General features: G+C 68.9%; 10 protein-coding genes and 1 tRNA gene. 3 read left to right on the top strand and 8 right to left on the bottom strand.

The genetic code is table 11. From position 1 onward, the window contains the following. Positions 1-143: 143 nt before the first annotated feature. Positions 144-1,397, bottom strand: a complete 1,254-nt coding sequence (locus ACFVWG_RS41420) for an aconitase X (RefSeq protein ID WP_391549033.1) — start codon at positions 1,395-1,397, stop codon at positions 144-146. 432 nt (positions 1,398-1,829) lie between these two features. Between ACFVWG_RS41420 and ACFVWG_RS41415 the strand changes: the two genes are divergently transcribed. Further along, positions 1,830-2,747, top strand: a complete 918-nt coding sequence (locus ACFVWG_RS41415; RefSeq protein WP_391549032.1) for an ROK family protein — start codon at positions 1,830-1,832, stop codon at positions 2,745-2,747. Positions 2,748-3,173: 426 nt separating this feature from the next. On the opposite strand, the gene ACFVWG_RS41410 is transcribed toward ACFVWG_RS41415, so the two are convergent. The 4 genes from ACFVWG_RS41410 to ACFVWG_RS41395 all read right to left on the bottom strand — a co-directional run bounded on the left by ACFVWG_RS41410 (position 3,174) and on the right by ACFVWG_RS41395 (position 15,429). Next, positions 3,174-13,886 carry an amino acid adenylation domain-containing protein gene (locus tag ACFVWG_RS41410; RefSeq protein ID WP_391549031.1) on the bottom strand — a complete coding sequence of 3,571 codons (10,713 nt, stop codon included), beginning with the start codon at positions 13,884-13,886 and terminating at the stop codon, positions 3,174-3,176. Positions 13,887-14,433: 547 nt separating this feature from the next. Then, positions 14,434-14,507 (bottom strand) — tRNA-Val (locus ACFVWG_RS41405). A 24-nt stretch (positions 14,508-14,531) separates the two neighbouring features. Beyond that, entirely contained in the window at positions 14,532-14,987 is a 456-nt protein-coding gene (locus tag ACFVWG_RS41400; RefSeq protein WP_391549030.1) for a peroxiredoxin, read from the bottom strand. Between the two features lies 1 nt (position 14,988). Next, a complete protein-coding gene (locus ACFVWG_RS41395; RefSeq protein WP_391549029.1) occupies positions 14,989-15,429 on the bottom strand; it encodes a DUF3052 domain-containing protein in 441 nt (146 codons plus the stop codon). A 297-nt stretch (positions 15,430-15,726) separates the two neighbouring features. On the opposite strand from ACFVWG_RS41395, the gene aceE reads away from it, so the two are divergent. Continuing rightward, positions 15,727-18,456 carry a pyruvate dehydrogenase (acetyl-transferring), homodimeric type gene (aceE, locus tag ACFVWG_RS41390; protein ID WP_391549034.1) on the top strand — a complete coding sequence of 910 codons (2,730 nt, stop codon included), beginning with the start codon at positions 15,727-15,729 and terminating at the stop codon, positions 18,454-18,456. Positions 18,457-18,658: 202 nt separating this feature from the next. On the opposite strand, the gene sfnG is transcribed toward aceE, so the two are convergent. From sfnG to ACFVWG_RS41375, 3 genes are all read right to left on the bottom strand, one after another. Further along, a complete protein-coding gene (gene sfnG, locus ACFVWG_RS41385) occupies positions 18,659-19,774 on the bottom strand; it encodes a dimethylsulfone monooxygenase SfnG (protein ID WP_391549028.1) in 1,116 nt (371 codons plus the stop codon). Further along, on the bottom strand, positions 19,774-20,991 hold the full coding sequence (locus tag ACFVWG_RS41380; protein ID WP_391549027.1) for an acyl-CoA dehydrogenase family protein: 1,218 nt from the start codon (positions 20,989-20,991) through the stop codon (positions 19,774-19,776). Before ACFVWG_RS41380 ends, sfnG begins: the two co-directional genes overlap by 1 nt. Before the next feature lie 63 nt (positions 20,992-21,054). Next, complete coding sequence (locus tag ACFVWG_RS41375) at positions 21,055-21,126, bottom strand: putative leader peptide (protein WP_355465572.1); 72 nt, start codon at positions 21,124-21,126, stop codon at positions 21,055-21,057. 218 nt (positions 21,127-21,344) lie between these two features. On the opposite strand from ACFVWG_RS41375, the gene ACFVWG_RS41370 reads away from it, so the two are divergent. After that, positions 21,345-22,292 carry a type IV toxin-antitoxin system AbiEi family antitoxin domain-containing protein gene (locus ACFVWG_RS41370; protein WP_391549026.1) on the top strand — a complete coding sequence of 316 codons (948 nt, stop codon included), beginning with the start codon at positions 21,345-21,347 and terminating at the stop codon, positions 22,290-22,292. Positions 22,293-22,588 lie beyond the last annotated feature (296 nt).

Here is a 22,588-nt window from a genome sequence, read left to right as displayed (position 1 = left end):
CACCCAAAGGACGAGGGTTGACAAAGGCTCTCATCCGGCGGGCGACAACGGCGTCGGGGGGCGCGGGTGCATCGGGGAGGGCGGGCGGGGGTTTGCGGGGAGTTACTGCCTCTCAGCGGCAGTAACTCCACGCAAAGCGGAGGCTAGTGCCAGGAGGCGGTGTCTCGGGTGACTTTGGCGGTGCGGGCTGAGGTTAGGCAGTCGGCCAGGGTGCCGAAGGTTACTTGGACGCCTAGGTTGACGGGGGCGTACCAGGCCCATTTGGCGGAGTTGGTCATCACGTGGCGGGTTTGGGGGCGGAGGACGGACGTCACGTAGGTGCAGGTGTCGACGAGGACGCGGATGCCGGCCGACTCCAGGTCCGTGAGCCATCCGTTGCTCTCGGCAACCTTTGCGGTGGCGCGGTTGGTGGACGCCCAGACCTCGACGTTCGGCGACATCGCTTCGCCGGCGCGCACGAGAGCCGCCAGCTCCTCGAATTCGCGGACCGACAAGTGCGGCGTACCGATGCTGACCGCATCCAACCGCCCCGCCCCCGGGCTCGACAGTTCATCGCGAGCGGCACTCAGCATCGCCGGGGTGATGCGGTGGACCGTCTCCACGGCATCACCTTGGTGAGCGGCTTCGGGCGTCGTACCGGCGACGTGGAAGAGGCCGATGCCGCCGCGGGAGGCGGCTGCGGCGCCGAAGGCCTTCAGGTGGTCCTCGGGGACCCTCTCGTCCCAGCCGGTCAGGAGGGGGACGCGGTCGGAGGCGAGTTTGCCGGTGAGGTGACCGAGGGCGGCCCAGGCCGCGTCCATCCGGAGGGTGTGGGCCGGCAGCGGGCTGAGGTCGAGCTCGACCCGGGCGCGACGGGTCTCGTCGAGATGCAAGCCCGCGTACGGCGCTCGCCCGGTCAGCCCGGCGCAGATGTCGACGAAATCGCCGTACCGGTCGGTGCGGGCGCCGAGGACCGAGTTCGCGAAAGCGATCGCGTTGGACTCGGCCCAGGCGATGTGTTCGCCGAAGGTAGGGCGTTGGGCGTCCTGGTACGGCGCGCAGGTCCAGGTCGGTGAGGCGCCGAGGGCGGTGTACGCGTCCATCAACCGCCGGGCATCCTGGCGTTCGGACCCGGCCAGCCGGACCAGGCCCGGGTGCAGGAGGTCGAGGGAGCCGACGTTCAGACTCGTCGGTACGACGACGCGCCCGCCGAGCTCGACGAGTCGCTCGGCGAAATCGAGTCCGGCCTGACCGTGGTGGAGGCAGCCGTCGACGTGCGCTGAGGTGATCGGCACCAGGGACCGGGCGCCGAGTGTGCGGGCCAGTCCGGTGATCAGCCGCATCGCCAGCGCCACCGCAGGACCGGCCGCACCGTCGAGGAGCTCGCGCTCCGCCGCGGTCAACGCCACGTCCGCCATCCGACCTCCCGCGGCCTCATGCTACCGGTCCGTCAGAGCGCCGATTTTCGGCCGTCAAACGGCCTTGAGTGTCATCGTTGTCAGGGCCAGTCAAGGTCTCGCCCGAGCGTCTTTCTGCAGGTTCGGCGCGGATTCATCCCGATCACCCCTCGCCGATCGGGCCGACTACAGATAACGTTGTCTCTCGACCTTGACCGCCCCCGACGGAGCCCGACACGTGACCGAGCAGAACCCTGAGCACCGCGCGCCTGAGCCTTCCGTGCGCGAGCAGTTCTTCCCTGCCCGGCCGACATCCCCCACCCCGCACCGGGTCCGCGCTGCTGCGTTCCCGGGCGAGACAACGGCTCGGTACGGCGGATCGGCGGCGAGGTGGACCTGGGGACCGGCTCGGGCTGACGGAGTGGGCGCGGATCGGCTAATGGCGGGGGGACGATGAGCGGCGACACAGTGAGCACGGTTCTCGGGATCGACATCGGCGGCACGAAGATGGCCGCCGCTCTCGTGTCCGCGGACGGAACGATCGTCGTCGGCGACCGGATCGCGACGCCGGCGGGCGATGCCGACCAGGTGTTCGCGGCGCTCGGCGAACTGGTCGGCCGGGTGCTCGGCAATGCCGCTCCACTGGCGGTCGGGATCGGCTCAGCCGGTCCACTCAACGCCAAGCACGGACTGGTGTCGCCGGTGAACATCACCGGCTGGCGGAACTTCCCGCTCGTCGATCGGGTGCGCGCGCTGGTCGACGTACCGGTGACGCTTGGAGTGGATGGGCATTGCTTCGCACTGGGTGAGTTCTGGACCGGCGCCGGGCGGGACGCGCAGACGCTGCTGGGCATCGTGGTGTCGACCGGTGTCGGCGGTGGGCTGGTCGTCGACGGCCGGCCGCTCCTGGGCCAATCGGGGAACGCCGCCCACATCGGGCATGTGGTTGTCGATCTGAACGGCGAGGCGTGCGCCTGCGGTTCGTACGGGTGCGTCGAGACCTACGCGAGCGGGCCGCGGATGGTGGCTCGGGCCCAACGCCGGGGTTGGCGGGTCGGCGAGAGCGTGGACGCCGCCGTACTGGCTGCTGATGCGGCCGCCGGGGACGAGCTCGCGCTCGCGGCCTTCGACGACGGCGCTCAGGCGCTGGCGGCCGGGATCGTCGCGACCGCGGTCACGGTCGATCTGACGACCGTGGTGATCGGTGGCGGGGTGTCGAAGGCGGGGCCGGTGCTGTTCGACCCGGTCCAGGCCTGGGTGAAGCGGCTCGCGCAACTGCCGTTCGTCGCAGACCTGACCGTCGTACCAGCACAATTGGATAACGCTGGCCTGCTCGGAGCGGCTCACCAGGCCTGGTCCTCGATCGTTTGATTACCCGTTGATGTTGCGCGGCCGGGCAACATACTGCCCTTTCCGCACATCCTCCTGCGTCGGAAACGCCTGTCCCACGCATCTTTGCGCAATTCTTACGCAATTGCTCCGATCCGTGTAACGGCGACCCCTCCGCACGCGATGCAACGGATGGATGGGGTGGGGGCACGTCATCCACGGCTGGTCAAGGGGGGACCTGGATCAGCCACAAAGGTCGGTCGATGGGGGGCCGTGGACCGACCAGAACGCGTGAGCGGCGGAGAGGAGACTCTCCGCCGCCTCGCCGTTCAAGGCAGGTGACGCAGTAGACGCCGGCGATCGGTCCTCAGGAGGGTGGAGGACCGCTCACCACCTCGATGGGCCTCTCGCCGGGGCCGGCGAGCTGCCTTCCTCAGAACAGTCCGCGCCGCGGGCTCGCGCAGATGCTTACGGGTGCAGCCACTCGGGTTCGGGGAGGCGCGTGCGGTCCAGGCGGCCGTTGTCGTCCAGGGGCAGCTCTTCGATCGGGATCAGGTCCGCGGGGACCAGGTAGATCGGCAGCTCCTTGCCCAGGTCAAGCATCAGGCGGGCCAGGGTTGCCGGGTCACTGTCCTCGAGAACCACGTAGCCGATCAGGCAGGTGTCGCCGCCGTGGTCGGAGATGGCGATGACGACGGCGTCGATCACGCCGGGCTGGTCGGCCAGCACGTGTTCGGTCTCGCCGGGCTCGACGCGGTGGCCGCGGATCTTCACCTGGTCGTCGGCGCGACCGAGGTACTCGAGCGTGCCGTCGGGACGCCAGCGGCCGAGGTCGCGGCTGCGGTAGAGGCGGCCGCCCGGGTGCGCGGGGTCCGGGACGAAGGCGGTCTCGGTCTCGTCCGGACGACCGATGTAGCCCTGGGCAACGGCCGCGCCGCCGAGGTGGATCTCGCCCACGCCCCCAACGGGTACCGGTCGCCCGACCTGGTCCAGCAGCCGTACGGCGACGCCGTCGACCGGGCGCCCGATCGACGGACGGTCCTCGGTCGGGTCGACCGCGTGGATCGTGGTGACGATCGACGCCTCCACCGGCCCGTATTCGTTGTACAGACGGCATTCCGGGTGTGCGTCGAGGAAGTCCCGCACCTTGTGCGTCAGCACCATCGCCTCGCCACCCGCGACGATCTCGCGCAGCGCGGGCAGTTCGGGCAGCCGGCGCATCGTCGCGAGCAACGCGGTCAGCGGGCTGAAGGCCATGAAGAGCCGCTCGACCCCATGGTCGCGCAGCGCCGAGATGACCGCGTCCGGGTCGTACCGGTCGTCCTCACCGATCAGCACCAGCGCGGCCCCGGACGCCAGCGCAGTGAACATCTCCTGTACATGGACGTCGAACCCGAACGACGTCCACTGCAGAGTCCGCAGCGAACTCCGCGTCCGCAGGTAATGCCGAACCAGGTTGACCGGCCCGCGATGCGGAACCAGCACGCCCTTCGGGTTGCCGTTCGAACCCGACGTATAGATGCAGTAGGCAAGATCATCGGCCGCAGCCTGCACCGGCGGCGCCTGCCGCGATCGCGGATCGCTGTCGGAGGTCGCTACCGGCACGAGCCGCAGCCCGAGCCGATCGGCCAGCGCCGCGTCGTCACCGACCAGCGCAACCGCAGCAGCGTCGTTCACCATGAAGGCCCAACGAGACTCCGGTACGCCGGGATCCAGCGGCAGGTATGCCGCTCCCGACTTCAGCACCCCGAGTACGGCGACCACCAACTCGGTGCCTCGGGCAACTCGAACCGCAACCAGCTGACCGGGGTTCACCCCATGATCCGTGAGCTGCCAGGCGACGGCGTTGGAGCGGCGGTCGAGCTCGGCGTACGTGAGTTCGCGCTGGCCCTGCACCAGCGCGACCGCATCCGGCGTCCGCGCGACCTGCTGCTCGAACAGCGTGTGCAATCCGCTCAATTCGCCGGCCACTACAGCGTCCCGGCGGCCGCGGCCGATCGGGCCGACCGGTTCGAGATCACCTTCGAGCCGGCGCAGCGCTTCGAGGTCAGCCGCGATCGGCATCATCAACTGGGGAAGGCGAAGCCGTGGCTCAGCCGTTGCCCTGCGCAACACAGCCTGCAGGTAATTGAGCAGCCGGTCGATCGTGCTCCGGTGGAACAACCCGGCCCGGTAGTCCGCCGTACAGGTGATGCCGGCGCCGTGGTGCGTCAACCGCAGCCGCAGGTCGAGCGGCTCCGGGAGCTCCTCCTCGCCGTCCTCGAACTCCACCAGAATCTGGAAGAGCGGGTCGCGCTGAAGGATCGCCAGGTCAGTCCCCGCGTGGTCGAACGCACCGGTCGTCACGTCGCGTACGCGATGCGCGAGCTCACCAAGATCCGGCTCACCCGACAGGTCGATCCGAATCGGCAACGCCCGGCGAACTCCCGCCGTGGTGTCCCCCTGCGGCCGAATCAACGCCGACCCGATCGTCACATCCTCCTGCGCCGCAAACCGTCCCAGCACAGTCCCCACAGCGGCCAGCATCGTCATCAGCGGACTGACCTTGCGCTCCCGGCTGAACACGAACACGGCGTCCCCGAGCTCGTCCTCCAGCTCCAACTTCACCGAAGCAACTTCACCCCGCCGCCCACCATCAGCCGGCAAAACCAAAGGCTCGGCACCCGCCAGCGCCACCTGCCAATACCCAACATCCCGCCGCCGCCCACCGACCGCCGGCGCCATCTCCCCCTCAACCACAACCCGCCGCAGCTCCCCCACCCGACCATCCGAGTAAGGAACCGGTACGACGGTCCGCTCGCCTACCCCACCACCTGCACCCGAACCCGCCTCGTCCCGCACGCCTGCACCCGGGTCGGCCGCACCATCCGCCTCATCCCCGTCAACTGCTGCAGGTGCATCACCCGCCGGCTCACTCTCGGCGGCAGCGACCTCGCGCTCAACAACCTCAGTAGAAGAAGTGGAGCTGGGTACGGCGGCCGTCCGGGTGATGCCGGGGGTCTCAGGCCCAAAGGTGCCGCCCGCAAGGGACGCGGCGGAGACACCAGGGCCGGCGGACGGCGTACCGGATGCTGTGTCGCCAGAGTCCGCCGCGGTAGTGGAACCGTTGGCGCCGTCACCCGCCTCTTCACCGAAGGTGTTCTCGCTCAGGAGGGACAACTGTTCGCGCATCAGCTTGGTGACACCGTCGACGAGTTGCCCGGCGACGCGGAGCTGCTGCGACATGAGTGCCGCCATCCCGCTCCCCGGAAGCTCAGCAGCACTCGTCGCAGTCGCCGCTTCCTCAACCCGAGCCGCGAGCTCCGCAAGCCCGGTACCAAGCACAGCCAGCGCAACCCGAGCATCGGGCTCACCAGCAGGCTCCGAAGACTCAGCGTCGACCGGCGCAACCTCAACCTCAGAGACCGCGATCTCCACCGGCTCGATAATTTCTTCTTCCTGCACAGGCGTCTCAGCAGGTTCGTTGCTCTCAGCAACCTGCTCGTCGTCCGCCCGGGTCGTCTGTACGGCGACCGCCGTGGCCAGCTTGTGCGGGGTCGTGTACGACGAGAACAGCGTCTCCGCCGTCAGCTCCACCGAGAACTGCTCGTTGATCCGGTCGATCACCGGCGCCATCGACTCCGCCGTACCGCCAAGCTCTGCGAACGTGTGGTCAACCGTCAGGTCATACGGATCGAGCCGCAGTACGTCGCAGGTCAGATCCAGTACGGCGTCGAGCGACTCGCGATACCGCTCAGCCGACACCTCATCACCCGACAGCGACCCCGCCTGCGCGAGGTAGTCCGCGTCGACGGAGTGCGTCTCCTCCGGCAGCGCGAACGGCGATTCCTCCTCCGCGTTGTCGTCGACCGCAGCGACCTCAGCCACCTCGGCCGGCGGATCCAGCGGAATTCGCTTCACCGCGGCACTCGACGGTGCAAACCCAACCGCCTGCGCCCGCGCGGCCCGCTCGAACGCGCTCACCGAACCACGCACGACCCCGTCAGCCACGGCCGCAGGCGCAGCGGACGACGTGTCCACCGGGTGGTGCACTCTACGGAACGGATACGTCGGCAACGGCACGCGACCGCCGTACCCATAGACCTTCGACCACGTGATCTCGGTGCCCTGCTCGTACAGCTCGGCCAGGCCGTTCATCGTCGCCAGCACCGGGTCCTGCCCAAGGCGCTGCGCCGGAATCCACGTGCTGTTCGGCGCGATCCGCCGTCCAGCAGGGCTCAGTACGGCGTCCGGTCCGAGCTCCAGGAACCGACGGCACCCAGCCGCGGTCACGGCCTCGACGGCATCCCCAAACAGCACCGGCTGCCGCAACTGCCCGACCAGGTAGTCGCCGTCCAGCACCGTGCCGGACTCGAGCAGCTCACCCGACCAGCTCGACACCATCGGCGTCCGCAACGGCTTCAGCGTGATCCCACGCACGATCGTCGCGAAGTCCGCCAGGATCGGATCCACCAGCGAACTGTGGAACGCCCGGTCGACATCCAGCCGCTGCCAAGCCACCTGCAACTGATCCAGCTGCTCGGCCAACTGCCCGACGATCACCTCGGACCCGGTCAGCACGAACGACTGCGGACCGTTGCCTGCGGCAATCTCCACCCCAGACGTCTGTGCCAGCTCGCGAACCCGGTCCGCATCCGCTCGCACCGACACCATCGCGCCCGGTGCCGTCCCACGCTGCATCAGCTCGCCGCGCTTCGCAGTCAGCCGTACGCCGTCCGCCAGCGACAGCGCCTCAGCGACACACAACGCGGCGTACTCACCAACGCTGTGACCGACCACCAGCGCAGGCTGTACACCGAACGACTGCCACAGCCGGGCGAGTGCAAGCTCGAACGCGAAGAGCGCCGGTTGCGCGGTCTCGGTCGGCCAGACGCCCTCCGACTGACCAGCCGGGGTGAGCAGCAGATCAAGCAGGCTGCCGCCGGTCTCTTCGGCGTACACGCGGTCGCACTCATCAAGCACCGAACGGAAGACCGGGAAGCGCGCCGCGAGCCCAGCCGCCATGCCGCGACGGGCGGCACCTTGGCCGGTGAACGCATAGCCGAGCGGACCCGGGCCGCCGCGCGGGATCTCGGTCGCCTGAGCGGATCCGAGTGCGTCGACCAGCTCGGCCTCCGATGCACCCGCCACGGCGATGCGGTGCCGATGCGCCGGTCGCCCGAGCGCCGCCGTACCGGCAAGGTCGATGAGGCGGTGGCCGGTACCCTGCTCGAGGTCGGCGCGGTAGAGCTCGACGAGGTCGGTCAACGCGTCCGGGTCGGGAGCAGACAGCGGCAGTACGACGGGCCCGTCGTCGCCGCGGCGGACCTGGCGCGGCGGCTCCTCCAGGATCACGTGCGCGTTGGTACCGCCGGCGTCGAGAGCGCTGACGCCGGCGCGCAACGTCGTACCGGCCTCCCAGTCGCGAGCCTCGGTCGCGACCACGAACGGGCTGCCGTCGAGCGCGAGCGCCGGGTTGGGCTCGGTGTAGTTGATGGTCGGAACCAGCGTCCGGTGCTGCAGCATCAGGATGGTCTTGATCAGACCGGCCATGCCGGAGGCGCTGTCGAGGTGACCGATGTTCGGCTTGACCGAACCGATCGTGCAGAAGCCGACCTTGTCGGTGTGCCGGCGAATGGCGGTCGTCAGCGCTTGCACCTCGGCGGCGTCGGCCGTGGCGCTGCCGATCGCGTTCGCTTCGAGGTAGCTCAAAGAGTCGGCCGCGAACCCGGCGCGCTCAAGGGCGCGCTCGATCAAGGTTTGGTTGCCGCTAGCAACGTCATCGCTGCTGACCGCAGTGCCGCGGATGACGGCGTACACGGTGTCTCCGTCAGCGACGGCCTGATCGAGACGCTTCAGCAGTACGGCGGCGACCCCGTTGCCGCCGACCGTGCCGTCCGCGGCCGCGTCGAACGCGCGCACGTGACCGGACGGCGACAGGATCGACTCGGGCGAAGGCTGGTAACTCGTTGCCTGCGGCACCTGTACGGCGGACGCTCCCGCCAGCGCGAGGTCCGCATCGCCGGAACGCAAGGCCTGGCAGGCCAAATGCACCGCGACGAGCGAGGACGACCAGGCCGACTGAACGCCGATCGCTGGGCCGGTGAGACCGAGGCGATAGGCGACGCGGGCAGCGAGCGAGTCGCGCGCCTGCGGCTGGCGGTTGTAGAGGTTCATGCCGGAGCCGGCGAAGATGCCGACCCGGTTGGTGACGCCGCCGTAGCCGGCATGCTCGAGTGCCTGGTGGCAGACCTCAAGGAACAACCGCTGCGCCGGGTCCATCAACTCGGCCTCGCGGTCGCTCAGCCCGAAGAACTTCGCGTCAAAGGATTCAACGTGCTCGAGTACACCGCTGACCGCCAGCTCACCAGACTCGTCGGTCGCGAACCGCCGTACGCTCTCGACCCCGCCCACCAGGTTGTCCCAGAACTGCTCCAGCGTCTCCGCCCCCGGGAACCGCCCAGCAACCCCCACCACAGCCACCGGCTCAACCAAAGCCGCCGCGGGTTGGGCAGGCGCCGGTACGACGGCCGCCTCAGCCGCGGGCTGGGCAGGCGCCGGTACGACGGCCGCTTCAGTCGCGGGCTGGGCAGACGCCGGTACGACGCCCGTTTCAGTCGCGGGCTGGGCAGGCGCCGGTACGACGGCCGCTTCAGTCGCGGACTCGGGTGAGTCGCCAACGGGAGCCGCCGCGTTCTCGGCGCTGTTCAGCTCTCCTTCCGCGGCACCCTCATCCGACGCAGCCAGTTCCTGCGCGACGTCCGGCTCCTCCGCCAGTTCGTTCTCAGCCGCCTCGGCTACGTCGTCGGCGACCGCCTCAGCCTCGACGGGCAGCTCGGCGGACGCGCTCAGCTCAGCTTCGACCGGCTGGTCGGCGACCAGTTCAGGTGCTGCGGGCTCACTGGCTGCCTCGTCCGCTGTCGAGGGCTTGGAGGTCGGCAGCTGCGCAGCGGTCGGCGCCTGCGCCATCCGATGCACTGGGTCGGCAGCCGGAGCCTCCGACAGCTGAAGCTCGACAGCGGACTGCTCCGCAGCCGACGACTCGACATCCACCTCAGGAGCATCGTCAGCCGGAACCTCAACCTCGGCAGCCGCTTCAGCGACCTCAAGCGCGTCAGCCTCGGCCTCACCCGGCTCCTGCGACGCCAAGGACTCCTCAGCCGACGGCTCGACCGAACCTGAGTCGAGCCCCTCCGCACCAACCGTGACGGTCTCCGGCTCCTCAGCCTCAGCCGACTCCGTCGCCTCGCCCTCGGCCGGCTCCACGCTCTCAACCTCGGTGACCGGATCGGGCTCGGTCACGGGACGCTCTCCAGCCTGCGCCGACACCGAGGCGTCAGCAGGCTCATCGGACGATTCCGTCTCCGGCTCGATCGACCCTTGCGCGGAGGACTGCTCGCCGACAGCCTCGTCAGCGCGCTGCAGTTCCGCCGCAACCTGCTCCGACAGTCCGCCGACCGACTCCGACTCGGAATCACGCTCAGCCGACGTACCAGGAAGGTCCTCAGCCGACTCCGGCGCCGCGTTAGGAGCCTCCTCACCCGACTCCGGCGACGTACCGAGAACCTGCTCAGCCGACTCCAGCGCGGAGACCTGCTCGGTGGCCTCAGGCGACTCAGCGTCAGGCGAGCGCTCGTCGGCGGCTGCCTGCTCGGCGACCGGGTGCGCGGAGCTGTCCGCTTCCTCCGGGAGTCCCGTTGTTTGGGCGACCGCGTCCGTCGACTCGTCCTCGGCGGGTACCTCCGCCGACTCTCCGGATTGCCCGTCGCCCGAGTCGCTGGATGCGAGCGCATCTACCTGAGCGTCGGATTCCTGAACGTCTTCGGGTGCGGACGCCGCAGGAGCTTCCTCGTCGTCGGCCGGTGCAGAAGCCGCGGGAGCTTCCTGTACGTCGGCGGCCGAGGTCTCGTGCAAGTCGACCGGCGCGGATTCCGCACTGGCTTCTGCGTCGTCGGCCCGCGGAGAAGCCGCAGGAGTCTCCTGTACGTCGGCGGACGCGGCCGGTGCTTCTGGTTCCTCGACGGATGTCGTGGGGGCGGCAGCTTCCTCGACGTTGGCGGACGCTGCCGGAGTCTCCGGTAGGTCAGCCTGCGAGGCCGCTTCAGCTTCCGGTACGTCGATGTGTGTGGTGGGCTCGACGGGAGCTGTGAGGGCGTCGGCTGGTGCGGGAGCGGACTCGACGGATGCTTCGGGAGCGTCGGGCTGAGGTGCCGCGGACGCTGCGACGGCGTCAGCCGGAGCGTTGCCGACAGTGGGCGAATCGGAGTCGGCAGCAGGCACCTCTCCATCGACAAGCGCCGAAGACTCGGTGGGTGCTGTCGACGCCTCAGCAGGCGCGGTGTCGTCAGCAGGTGCTGAGACCACCTCGGCCGAGGTGTCGTCGGGAGCGGAGTCGGGGGTGCTCGCTTCGCCGTCGATGGGCTCAGCGGGTGCCTTCGGCGCGGTTTCGTCGACAGGTGCTGAGGCGACCTCGGCCGGAGTGTCCGCAAGGGTGGGTACGTCGGAGGCGGAGCCGGCGGCGGACGCGGACCGGGGCTCGGCAGAGTTCGTCGGCGCATCGGCTTCCGCGGCGTCACGTGCTGAGACGGGCTCGGTCGACGCATCGGCTGGCGCGGCTTCGTGTGCTGAGACGGGCTCGGTCAACGCGTCGCCGGCACTCGGTACGTCGGCGGACTCGGACGCCGTGGGCGAATCGGCCGCGAGTGCGTCGGAGTGGTCCTGGACGGGCTCAGCGGGAGCCTGAGCATCGCCTGGGGTAAGCGCCTCAGGCTCGGTTGCGGACGGCAGACCGTCAGTGGCGGTTGCGACGAGCTCAGCAGGAACCGATGCGTCGGCGGAGGTGAACGGCTCGGACGCGGGCAGCTGGTCGTCAGCGGCGGTTGAGACCGGCTCGGCAGGAGCCTGGGCGTCGGCAGGTGCCACCGCCTCGGAGGCGGGCTCAGTCGCGGATGGCAGACCGTCGGTAGTCGACGAGATGGACTCGGCAGGAACCGATGCGTCGGCGGAGGTGAACGGCTCGGACGCGGGCAGCTGGTCGTCGGCGGGCGTCGCAAGGGGCTCGGCAGGAGCCTGGGTGTCGGCGGGCGTGGATGCCTCGGCGGCCGACAACTGAACGTCGGCGGGGGGCGAGGTGGGCTCGGCAGGGACCGGCGCGTCGGCAGGGGCCAACGCCTCGGTGGGCAGGGCGTCGGCGGGGGGTGGGGCCGAGACGGGGGCGGTTAGGGGGTCGGTGGGGGTGCCGAGGGTGGGGCGTTGGGGTGGGGTGGGGATTTGCTGGAGGGTGCGTTGCCAGGCTAGGCGGACGGTGGGGAGCTCGGTGGTGCGTTCGCCGGCTTCTAGTTCCTCGGCCGAGATGTGGGTGTTGGCGGTGGCGGATTCGGGGCCTTCGCCGGTGGGGCCGGAGTACGAGGTGGCGCCGGCGGGTTCGACGTACGGGTGGGGTGGCGTTTCGAGGGTGCCGTCGAGCCAGCGTTGCTTCAGGAGGGGGCGGAGGATCTTGCCGCCGGGGGTGGTCGGGAAGTCGCGGCGCGGGACGCCGACGACCTCGGCGATTAAGTGCAGTCTCGTCTGGATGAGGCTGCGGATGGCCTGGTCCATGCCGGGGATCGAGTCCGGCGTCAGCGCGTAGAAGACGACCAGGCGATCCGTGCCGGACTCGACGTCCGGTACCGCGCACGCCGCGACCAGACCGGCCTCGGCACCGACGACAGTGGCCGCTACGGCTTCGATGTCGTGGGCGTAGTAGAGCGTGCCGCGCATGATGATGCGCTCGCTGTCGCGGCCGGTAATGACGACCTGGCCGCCGGTGATGAAGCCCTGGTCGCCTGTCGACAGCCACTTGCGCATCGGCCAGTTGCCGACCGGGAACGCCTCGCGGTCGGCTTCCAGGTTGCCGAGATAGCCGGGTGTGACCCGGGCGGAGGCGACCTGCAGCTGACCGATCCGGCCCTCGGGGAGCACGGCACCGTTGGGCGCCACGATGCGGACCGTCGTACCGGGAGCGGGTGCGCCGACGGAGACCAGGCTCAGTACGCCGGGCGCCTCCGCGCGCGTCTTGCCCGGGCGTGCGACCGCGACCTTGCCGGAGGACGGGCGTTGGTCGACCCATTCGACGATGCCGGTGGGTGGGACGCGGACGCGGTGCACGTTCGGGGTGAGGCCGGGGCGGGCGAAGGTGATGCCGGTGACGGTCTCGGTCATGCCCCAGGCGGCGACGAAGGTCTCCGGTACGACGCCGAAGCGGTTCGTCAGCCGGAGGAACTCGGTCATCACGGGGACGGTAATCTGCTCGCCGCCGCTGACCAGGCTGCGCAGCGCGGACAGATCCCAGTGCCGGTCCGGCTCCCCCGCGATCGCCTGCGTCGTCAGCCGGTAGCCGAAGTTGGGCGACCAGGAGTGGTTGACCCGGTGCTGGTCCATCAGGTCGAGCCAGCGCAGCGGGTCGGCCAGCACCCAGTTGGTGTTGACGTGGATGTTGGTGCAGCCGGTGAAGACGGGCAGCAGGTGGTAGAGCAGGAATGCGCCGCTCTGGTCCAGCGGGAGCCAGTTCAGCGTGGTCTGGCCGGGGCGGACCGGGAGCATCGCCGGTGTGCCCGCCGCGAACTCGACCAGGCCGCGATGCGTGAGCTGCACGATCTTCGGCGTACCGGTGGTGCCGGAGGACAGCATCAGTACGGCGACGTCGTCCGCGGCCGGGCGGTGGAACTCGTTGGTCGGCTCGTGGCCGGCCAGGGCGTCCGGGTCGAGGACCGGCAGGCCGAGGTCGTCGGGCAGGTCCGACGGGCGGCCGATGAGGACGGTCCAGCCGAGCAGGTCGGTGACGGTGCGCAGGCGCTCGCGGCCGGCCTCGGTCCGGTCGCCCTCGGGCGAGGGTGCCATCAGCAGCGGGCGGATGCCGCCCAGCGTGCAGGCCCAGAACGCCGCGAAGAATCCCACCGGCTCGGTGCAGTGCACGAGCGCGGGATCACCAGCCCGTACGCCGTTCGCCCGCAGGCCGGCCAGGATCCGGGCGGCCAGCTCGAGCAGCGTCGGGAAATCGAGCTTGGTCTCGCGCCCGTCCGCGCCGATCTCGACCACACCGGCACCGCTGAAGTCGCGGGCCGCGCGCAGCAGCGCAGTCGGCAGGTCGCGCGGGTAGCCCGCGGGAATCATCAAGGCCGGCCCGGTGCTGATCGCCGGCCGGTCGGCACCGCTCCTCACCACGCCGGCGCCACCACCAACGGGGCGTCAGAGCGGGGGGCGGAGATCACGATGACGCGAGTCGGTCGGTGACCCACGGACAAGCGCCTCCCCCACTGGACGGAGCCGGGCTCAGGGCACACCCGTCTCGCTCTCACCGACACGAAGCCCCGTATTTCGGACAGCCGGACCAATGCCGTCACCAAGCGGACCCGGTGCGTCATCGTGCCGACCGACAGCCGTGAACCCTACCAGCCGTTCCGGCCCCAGCAGGACCCAGTTCCGGCCAGCAATGAGTTAAGAATTCCCGGACCCGCCGACACCGCTTACAACGAGTGGCGAGAGCATCAGATACGCCCCCGAAACCAAACCGTGAACACCGACGGACCGCACCCAGCGGCGACGACCAGCAACCACCGACCGGCACCCGACCACGGCGACCAGCCCGGCGCACCAGGGGGTCCGGGGGGCGGAGCCCCTCCGGGCGGGGTCTGGGGGTCGCACCCCCAGAAGACACGAAGCATCGAACCCGCCGACGCTCTCCGTCGGCACACCTCACCCATTCGATGCGTGGGCTGTGAGGGACTCGAACCCCCGACCCCCTCGGTGTAAACGAGGTGCTCTAACCAACTGAGCTAACAGCCCTTGCGACGGCAAACCGTATCACTTTCAAGCCCTCAGATTCGCCAGGGCCTCGGCGTAGTCGTCCGGATTTCGGGCGGCCGGCATCGGGTTCAGGACCGACCACCGGATCACTCCGGCACCGTCGATCACGAAGGTGGCGCGGTGGGCGCAACCACGCTCGGCGTCGAAGGCGCCGTACCGGGCCGAAATCGCGCCGTGCGGCCAGAAGTCGGTGAGCAGGCTGAAGCCGAGGTGCTGGGCGTCGTCGTACGCGCGCAGGCTGAACATCGGGTCACACGAGATCGCCAGGAACTCCGCTGCCGCCAGCAGGTCCGGGCGGTCCCGGAGGGTCGTCAGCTCACCCGTGCAGACCCCACTGAAGGCATACGGATAGAACACCAGTACGACGGGACGCCCGGCGTACTGGCTCAGCCGGATCTCCTCGCCGTGCTGGTTGCGCGTGCTGAAGTCCGGGGCCTGGCTGCCGGCGGCAGCAGTCACCTCAGCCTCGGCGGCCCGACTTCGGAACCACCAGTTTGGTCGCCGACCAGTCGTCGGTGACGCTCAATGTGCTCGTGGTGGACAGCCCGGCGGTCGGAGCGGCCTCGGCGATCTCGCTGCCCTCGACGTACCCGTCCCGGCCGACCTTGGGAGTCATCAGCCAGACGACACCACCGGCCTTCAGGTCGGTGAGGATGTCGAAGAAGGCGTCGACCAGGTCGCCGTCCTCCTCGCGGAACCAGAGCAGTACGACGTCGACCACCTCGTCGGTGTCGTCGTCGACGAACTCCTCGCCGGTGACCGCCCGGATCGCGTCGCGCAGATCCTCGTCGCAGTCGTCGTCGTAGCCGATCTCCTGCACGATCCAGCCGGCCTCCAGGCCGAGCCGGGCCGCCATGTTCGGCTGCTCCTTGCCGTCCGCGTGGTCCGCGGTCGCGCTCACAGGTCCTCCTTCGTGGTCCCGGGTTGCCCGGGGGTAGACGTCAGTAGCGATAGTCCATCGTGACGTACCGCGTCGCGCAAGTATGCACGAGGTATCCGTGACGTGTCCGGTATCCGCGCGGCGGGTACTGTCCGTGTCCGCTCAGATCAGGCGCCGGCAACCGTATTCACGCCTGCGAGGAAGCCGAAGTAGAACGCATTCCGAACAGGTGACAGGATTGCGGTTGAAGACAACCAGAGAGAACGGCAGGACACCGTGGCTTCCGGACACGAACCACCAGCCATCATCACCGAGGGGATGCCCACCCAGCTCCCCGACATCGACCCCGACGAGACACGCGAGTGGGTCGAATCGCTCGACGCCGTGCTGGACGAACGCGGCAAGGCGCGGGCGCGCTACCTCATGCTCAAGCTGATCGAGCGGGCTCGGGAACGGCAGGTCGGCGTTCCGGCGCTGCGCAGTACCGACTACATCAACTCGATCCCGCCCGAGCGTGAGCCGTGGTTCCCCGGCGACGAGCACATCGAGCGCCGGATCCGGGCGTTCATCCGCTGGAACGCCGCGGTGATGGTGAGCAAGGCCAACCGCAAGGGGCTCGAGGTCGGCGGTCACATCGCCACCTACCAGTCCGCGGCCAGCCTGTACGAGGTCGGGTTCAACCACTTCTTCCGGGGCAAGGACCACCCGGGCGGCGGTGACCAGGTCTTCATCCAGGGCCACGCCTCCCCCGGAATGTACGCCCGGGCCTTCCTCGAGGGCCGGCTGAGCGCCGACCAGCTGGACGGGTTCCGCCAGGAGGTGTCGCGCGGCCCGCACAAGGGGCTGTCGTCGTACCCGCACCCGCGGCTGATGCCGGACTTCTGGGAGTACCCGACCGTCTCGATGGGTCTCGCCGCCCTGGACTCGATCTACCAGGCGCGCTTCAACCGGTACATGCACCACCGCGGCATCAAGGACACCAGCGACCAGCACGTCTGGACGTTCCTGGGTGACGGCGAGATGGGCGAGCCGGAGTCGCTCGGCGCGATCGGCCTGGCCGCCCGCGAGGAGCTCGACAACCTCACCTTCGTGATCAACTGCAACCTGCAGCAGCTGGACGGTCCCGTCCGCGGCAACGGCAAGGTGATCCAGGAGCTCGAGGCGTATTTCCGCGGCGCCGGCTGGAACGTCATCAAGGTCGTCTGGGGCCGGGAGTGGGACTCGCTGCTCGCGCAGGACCACGACGGCGCGCTGGTGAACAAGATGAACACCACGCCCGACGGCCAGTTCCAGACCTACTCCGTCGAGTCCGGCGAGTACATCCGGAACAACTTCTTCGGCGGCGACCAGCGGCTCACGCAGATGGTCAAGAACCTGTCCGACGAGGACCTGCGCAAACTGCCTCGTGGTGGGCACGACTACCGCAAGGTCTACGCGGCGTTCAAGAGCGCCAAGGAGCACGTCGGGCAGCCGACCGTCATCCTGGCCCAGACCGTCAAGGGCTGGACGATCGAGGCACTGGAGGGCCGCAACGCGACCCACCAGATGAAGAAGCTGACGTCCGACGACCTGAAGACCTTCCGCGACCGGCTCTACCTGCCGATCGAGGACAAGGACCTCGAGGACGCCTACAATCCGCCGTACTATCACCCCGGCAAGGACTCGCCGGAGTACCAGTACATGATGGAGCGGCGTTCCCAGCTCGGTGGTTTCCTGCCCGAGCGGCGGGTTCGGCCGAAGACGCTGAAGCTGCCGGGCGACGACGTGTACAAGCCGCTCAGCAAGGGCAACGAGAAGACGCCGGTGGCGACCACGATGGCGCTCGTCCGGCTCTTCCGCGACCTGATGAAGGACCCGGAGATCGGGCACCGGATCGTGCCGATCGCGCCCGACGAGTACCGGACCTTCGGGATGGACTCGATGTTCCCGACGGCGAAGATCTACTCGCCGCACGGTCAGCAGTACGAGGCGGTCGACCGCGCTCTTCTCCTTGCCTACAAGGAGTCCGAGAAGGGTCAGCTGCTGCACGAGGGCATCAGCGAGGCCGGTGCGATGGGCTCGATGATCGCGGCCGGTACGGCGTATGCCACGCACGGCGAGCCGATGATCCCGTTCTACATCTTCTACTCGATGTTCGGGTTCCAGCGGACCGGTGACCAGCTCTGGGCGCTCGGCGACCAGCTCGGCCGTGGCTTCGTGATCGGCGCCACCGCCGGCCGGACGACACTGACGGGTGAGGGTCTGCAGCACGCCGACGGTCACTCGCCGCTGCTCGCCTCGTCGAACCCGGCGGCCGTGCACTACGACCCCGCGTTCGCCTACGAGGTCGCACACATCGTCAAGGACGGCCTGCGCCGGATGTACGGCTACGGGCTGGACAAGGACAAGCCGTACGGCGAGGACATCTTCTACTACCTCACCGTCTACAACGAGCCGGTCGCGCAGCCGGCCGAGCCGAAGGATCTCGACGTCGCGGCCCTGCTCAAGGGCATGTACCGCTTCGAGGAGTACCAGACGGCCGCGGGCGACGACGTCCCGCGCGTCCAGCTGCTCGGTTCGGGTGTCGCACTGCCGTGGATCCGCAAGGCACAGCAGATCCTCGCCGAGGAGTACTCGGTGGCTGCCGACATCTGGTCGGTGACGTCCTGGAACGAGCTGCGTCGCGACGCGGTCGCGGCCGAGGAGCACAACCTGCTGCACCCGGAGGAGCCGGAGCAGGTGCCGTTCATCACCGAGCAGCTCAAGGACACCAAGGGTCCGGTCGTCGCGGTCAGCGACTTCATGCGCGCCGTACAGGACCAGATCTCCCGCTGGGTCCCGAACGAGTACACGTCGCTCGGTACCGACGGCTGGGGCCTGGCCGACACCCGCGCCGCGGCCCGGCGGCACTTCCACGTCGACGCCGAGTCGGTCGTCGTCGCGGCCCTGCAGATCCTGGCCAAGCGCGGTGACGTCAAGCCGGAGGTTGCGGCCGAGGCGGCCCGCAAGTACCGGATCGACGACCCGACCGCGGTCGCCGGCGTGAAGCAGGAAGGCGCCGGCGCCTAGTCGCAGAACGATCAGCAGGCCCACCACCCCTGTGCACGGGGAGGTGGGCCTGCTGTCGTTTGCCGGCCGATCGGTGGACGGCCGGCAGCGGATGCGGTCGGGCCTGGTGACCCCGGCCGAACCCGGTCGGTGGGAGCCGCGGGCGCTGGCGACAGTGGGCGCCCGCGGCTGTTTTCAGACGACGCCTTTCAGACGACGCCTCTCAGACGGCGGCGAGCTCCAGCTCGGCGCTGCGTTCGGCGGCTTCGAGTTCACGGACCAGCGGGAGGACGCGGGCACCGAAGTACTCGATCTCCTCCTGGAAGTGCAGGAAGCCGCCGAGGATCAGGTCGACGCCGCGCCGCCGGTAGGCGACGATGCGTTCGGCGATCTGCTCCGGCGTCCCGATCAGCTGCGACCGGAATCCGTCGTTGTACTGCACGAGATCCTCGAACGACGAGTCCGCCCACATCCCCTTGCCGTCAGGCGCTGACCGGCCGGCCTGGGTCACGGCGTCCCGGAACCCTTCCACCGCCGGTTTGTTGGCCTTGGCAACGATCTCCCGCAGCGTCTCCCGCGCTTCCTTCTCGGTGTCCCGGGCGATGATGAATCCGTTCAGCCCGAACTTCACCTCGCGACCACCACCCGCGTCGCGGGCAACCCGCCGTACGTCGAGAAGCTGTTCGGTGACACCGTCGAAATCCTTGCCGTTGGAGAAGTACCAGTCCGAGTGCTTGCCCGCGTTGTCCCGGGCGGCGGATGAGTTGCCGCCCTGGAACAACTCGGGAAAGACACCTGGCTTCGGCTTCAGCGTGAAGTCGCGGATCCGGTAGAAGTCACCGGCGAACTCCACGTTGTCCTCGGTCCACAGCTTGCGCAGTACCTGCAAGAACTCGGCCGACCGCCGGTACCGCTCGTCGTGCTCCAGCCACGGTTCCCCCAACGCGGTGAACTCGCCCTTGAACCAGCCGCTGACCACGTTCACCGCGAACCGCCCACCTGAAAGGTGGTCCGCAGTTGCACCGAACTTCGCCAGTACGCCGGGTTGCCACAACCCGGGATGAACCGCGGCAATCACCTTCAGCCGCTCGGTCGCGAGTAGCAGCGCGAGACTGAAACTCGTCGACTCGTGCTGGAACTCGGCGCCATAGCTCGCGGTGTAGCGAACCTGGCTGAGCGCGTACTCGAACCCGACTCGCTCGGCCGTCTGCGCCAACTTCTTGTTGTACTCGAAGTCCCAACTCGTCCGTTGCTCGATGTCACTGGTGACGAGGCCACCGCTGACGTTCGGAACCCAGTACGCGAACTTGACCGCGTCCGCGACGCGCTCGGTCGACATCAGCTGTACCAGGTCGGCTCGGGCAGTTCGCCGACGAGCAGGTGCCGCCCGACTTCCCGCCGCTTGTACGCCACCGGGTCGTGCAGCGTGTGCGTCCGGACGTTGCGCCAGAACCGGTCGAGCCCTTCGATCGTGGCGGTCGACCGGGCACCCGTGACCTCGAAGATCCGGCTGGTCACCTCAAGCGCGACCTCGGTGGCGCGAGCCTTGACCGCAGCCACGCGCACCTCGTGCTCACCACGCTGCTGCTCGGTGACCTCCCACGCGTTGTCGTGGATAGCTTGCCCTTCCAGCGCGACCGCATCGGCGAGCGCTTCGACGGCCCACAGTTTCGACTGCAGATCGCCGTACGCGTCAATGACCGCCGGCTCGTCGACAGCGGTCGCATACCCACCGTGCAGCCACGAGCGGCTCTTCTCCCGCGTGTAGGTCACCGCGGTCTCCAGGGCACCGCGAGCAATGCCGAGGTAGAAGTTCACGAAGACCAATTGGATCGTCGGAACGTTGAGGGTGTTGTAGACCCGCGGCTGGAACGTCTTGCCGACGAAACCAGCAGCCTGGTCCCACCCGACCCGGACCTGGTTGAGGGTGACGCCGCCACTCTCGGTCAGCCGCTGGCCGATGTTGTCCCAGTCGTCGAGGAAGGTCAGCCCCTCGATATCGGACGGGACGATCGCGAAGACGTGGGTCCCGCTGTCGAGCAGCGTGCCTTCCAGGACGGTCACGTCGGAGACCTTGCTACCGGTCGAGAAGCTCTTGCGACCGCTGAAGCTGATCGTGTCGCCTTCATCGGTGACGACCACATCAGCGTCCCGCGGATTGACCGCACCGCCGAAGAACCACTTGTTCTTCGTGGCCTGCTCCTCGACCGCCGCGATCTGCTCCTTCGTGCCGACCAACCGCGCGGCCCAGAACCACAACAAGTGATAACCGAGCAGTTGACCGATCGACCCGTCGGCCTCGGCGACCGTACGAATCACCTTGTACGCCGTCGGCCAGTTCTGACCGCCGCCACCATGCTCGGTCGGGCCCAGCAGAGTGACGAGGCCGGAGTCCTTGAGCAGCTGGACTTCGTCGTACGGCGTAGCGCCGGCGCGGTCGCGTTCAGCCGCGTCGACGGCCAGGATCGCCGCCACCTCGGCGGCGCGCCGGATCCACTCCTGCGGCGTGGACGGCGTGATTTCGGACAGGGCAGGGCGAAGCTCTGAGGTTGACATGAGGATGAAACTCCTTGTTTCCCAGGGGATTCCGGATGGGTGGATTGAGGCCGACCGCTGGAATCAACACGCCTGAGAGGCGACACGCAGCAGGTCGATGTGGCGGCGCTGCACCAAGATCAACTCGCGAGTCATGACCCCATTGTCAACCCACTAACTAGACATTCGTCAACCCGCCCATGGTGCGTCTCACCCCCTGGACCATGTGACCGGAGATCCCCTCAAAGCGACCCTTCTCCCCTCGAAATTCGAGGGGAGAACCAGGGACTTCAGGGGATATCCGCTGAAATGAGTTATCCACAGATCTTCTGGGAGCGGCCCACAGAGGCGGCGGCTGCGGAATGCTTGAACGCGTGAATGTGAAACTCAGGGTGATCGCCGAGCAGCAGGGCGGGGTGTTCAGCCGCCGCCAGGCGCTGGCCAGCGGTTACACCCCACGTCAGGTTCGCGACCGTCTCGGCGACGGTCGCTGGGTGCGGATCCGGCACGGCCAGTACGCCGAACGTCCGGTCGAGACCGAGATGCCGGACTGGGAGCGGATCCGGCTGCGCCACCTCCGGGCCGTCCGCGCTGCGATGAACTCGCTGCGGCCAGGGTCAGTCGCGGTGAGCCATCAGTCGGCCCTCGCCGTACATGGGCTTCCGTTGTGGGGCTTGGATCTCGAGCGTGTACACGTCACCAGACTCGACGGGCAAGCAGGTGGCCTGACGGCCGGCGTTCGGCATCACCTCGGTGTACTCATACCGGCGGACCTGACCGTCATTGACGGGCTGCTGGTGACGACCGTACCCAGAGCCGTCGTCGAGACCGCCTCCGTCGTGCCTTTCGAGTCTGGAGTCGTCGTCGCGGATGCCGCGCTGCGCCGCGGCGGCTTCACGCCGGGTGACCTGGAGCGTCTGCAGGCCGCGATCGAGTTCTGGCCAGGGGGTCCGGCGGCACGAGCCGTCATGCGGTTCGCCGACCCACTGTCGGAATCGGTCGGGGAATCCCGCGTCCGGGTCCTGATGCACCAGCACGGCCTTCCGGCGCCCAAGCTTCAAGTGGAGTTCTACGACGAGGAAGGCTTGATCGGCAGGCCCGACTTCTACTTCGATGTCGAGGACAGCGTCGTCGAGTTCGACGGCCTCCTCAAATACACCAGCGGGGAACCTGAAGTCCTCATCCGCGAGAAACGCCGCGAGGATCGGCTCCGAGCGCTCGGCCTGCACGTCGTCCGCACCGTCTGGTTGGACCTCAACCGGCCGGACCAACTCGCCGCCACCATCCGCCGCAGCCTCAACCGAGCCCGCCCAGCAGCCTGACCCAGCTCCCCACCACCTCCCCATACCGCCCATCGCACCTCGGCCATTTCAACGGATCTCCCCTGAGATGGCCCCTTCTCCCCCCAAATTTCGGGCAGAGAACCGGCAACTTCAGGGGATCTCCCCTCAAATTGCCGGAGGGAGCAGGAAGCGACGGAGCCGGTACGACGGGGCGACCGGGCTCGGCGGACGGGCCGAACCGGGCGGCGCGAGCCGGGCGGGGCGAGCCGGGGCGGCGCGGGCGGGGCGACCGGGCGGCGCGAGCCGGGCGGGGGCGAGCCGGGGCGGGGCGAGCC

This window comes from Kribbella sp. NPDC058245 (genome assembly GCF_042882005.1).
In the GTDB taxonomy this organism is placed as follows: Bacteria; Actinomycetota; Actinomycetes; order Propionibacteriales; family Kribbellaceae; genus Kribbella.
Note: the sequence above shows the minus strand (reverse complement) of the source record. Positions and strands in the feature narration are given on the sequence as shown.

Bases quoted from the DNA above. Each gene is read 5' to 3' on its own strand.
- ACFVWG_RS41420 (WP_391549033.1), bottom strand. From the start codon at position 1,397: ATGGCGGACGTGGCGTTGACCGCGGCGGAGCGCGAGCTCCTCGACGGT.
- ACFVWG_RS41415 (WP_391549032.1), top strand. From the start codon at position 1,830: ATGAGCGGCGACACAGTGAGCACGGTTCTCGGGATCGACATCGGCGGC.
- aceE (WP_391549034.1), top strand. From the start codon at position 15,727: ATGCCCACCCAGCTCCCCGACATCGACCCCGACGAGACACGCGAGTGG.
- sfnG (WP_391549028.1), bottom strand. From the start codon at position 19,774: ATGTCGACCGAGCGCGTCGCGGACGCGGTCAAGTTCGCGTACTGGGTT.
- ACFVWG_RS41380 (WP_391549027.1), bottom strand. From the start codon at position 20,991: ATGTCAACCTCAGAGCTTCGCCCTGCCCTGTCCGAAATCACGCCGTCC.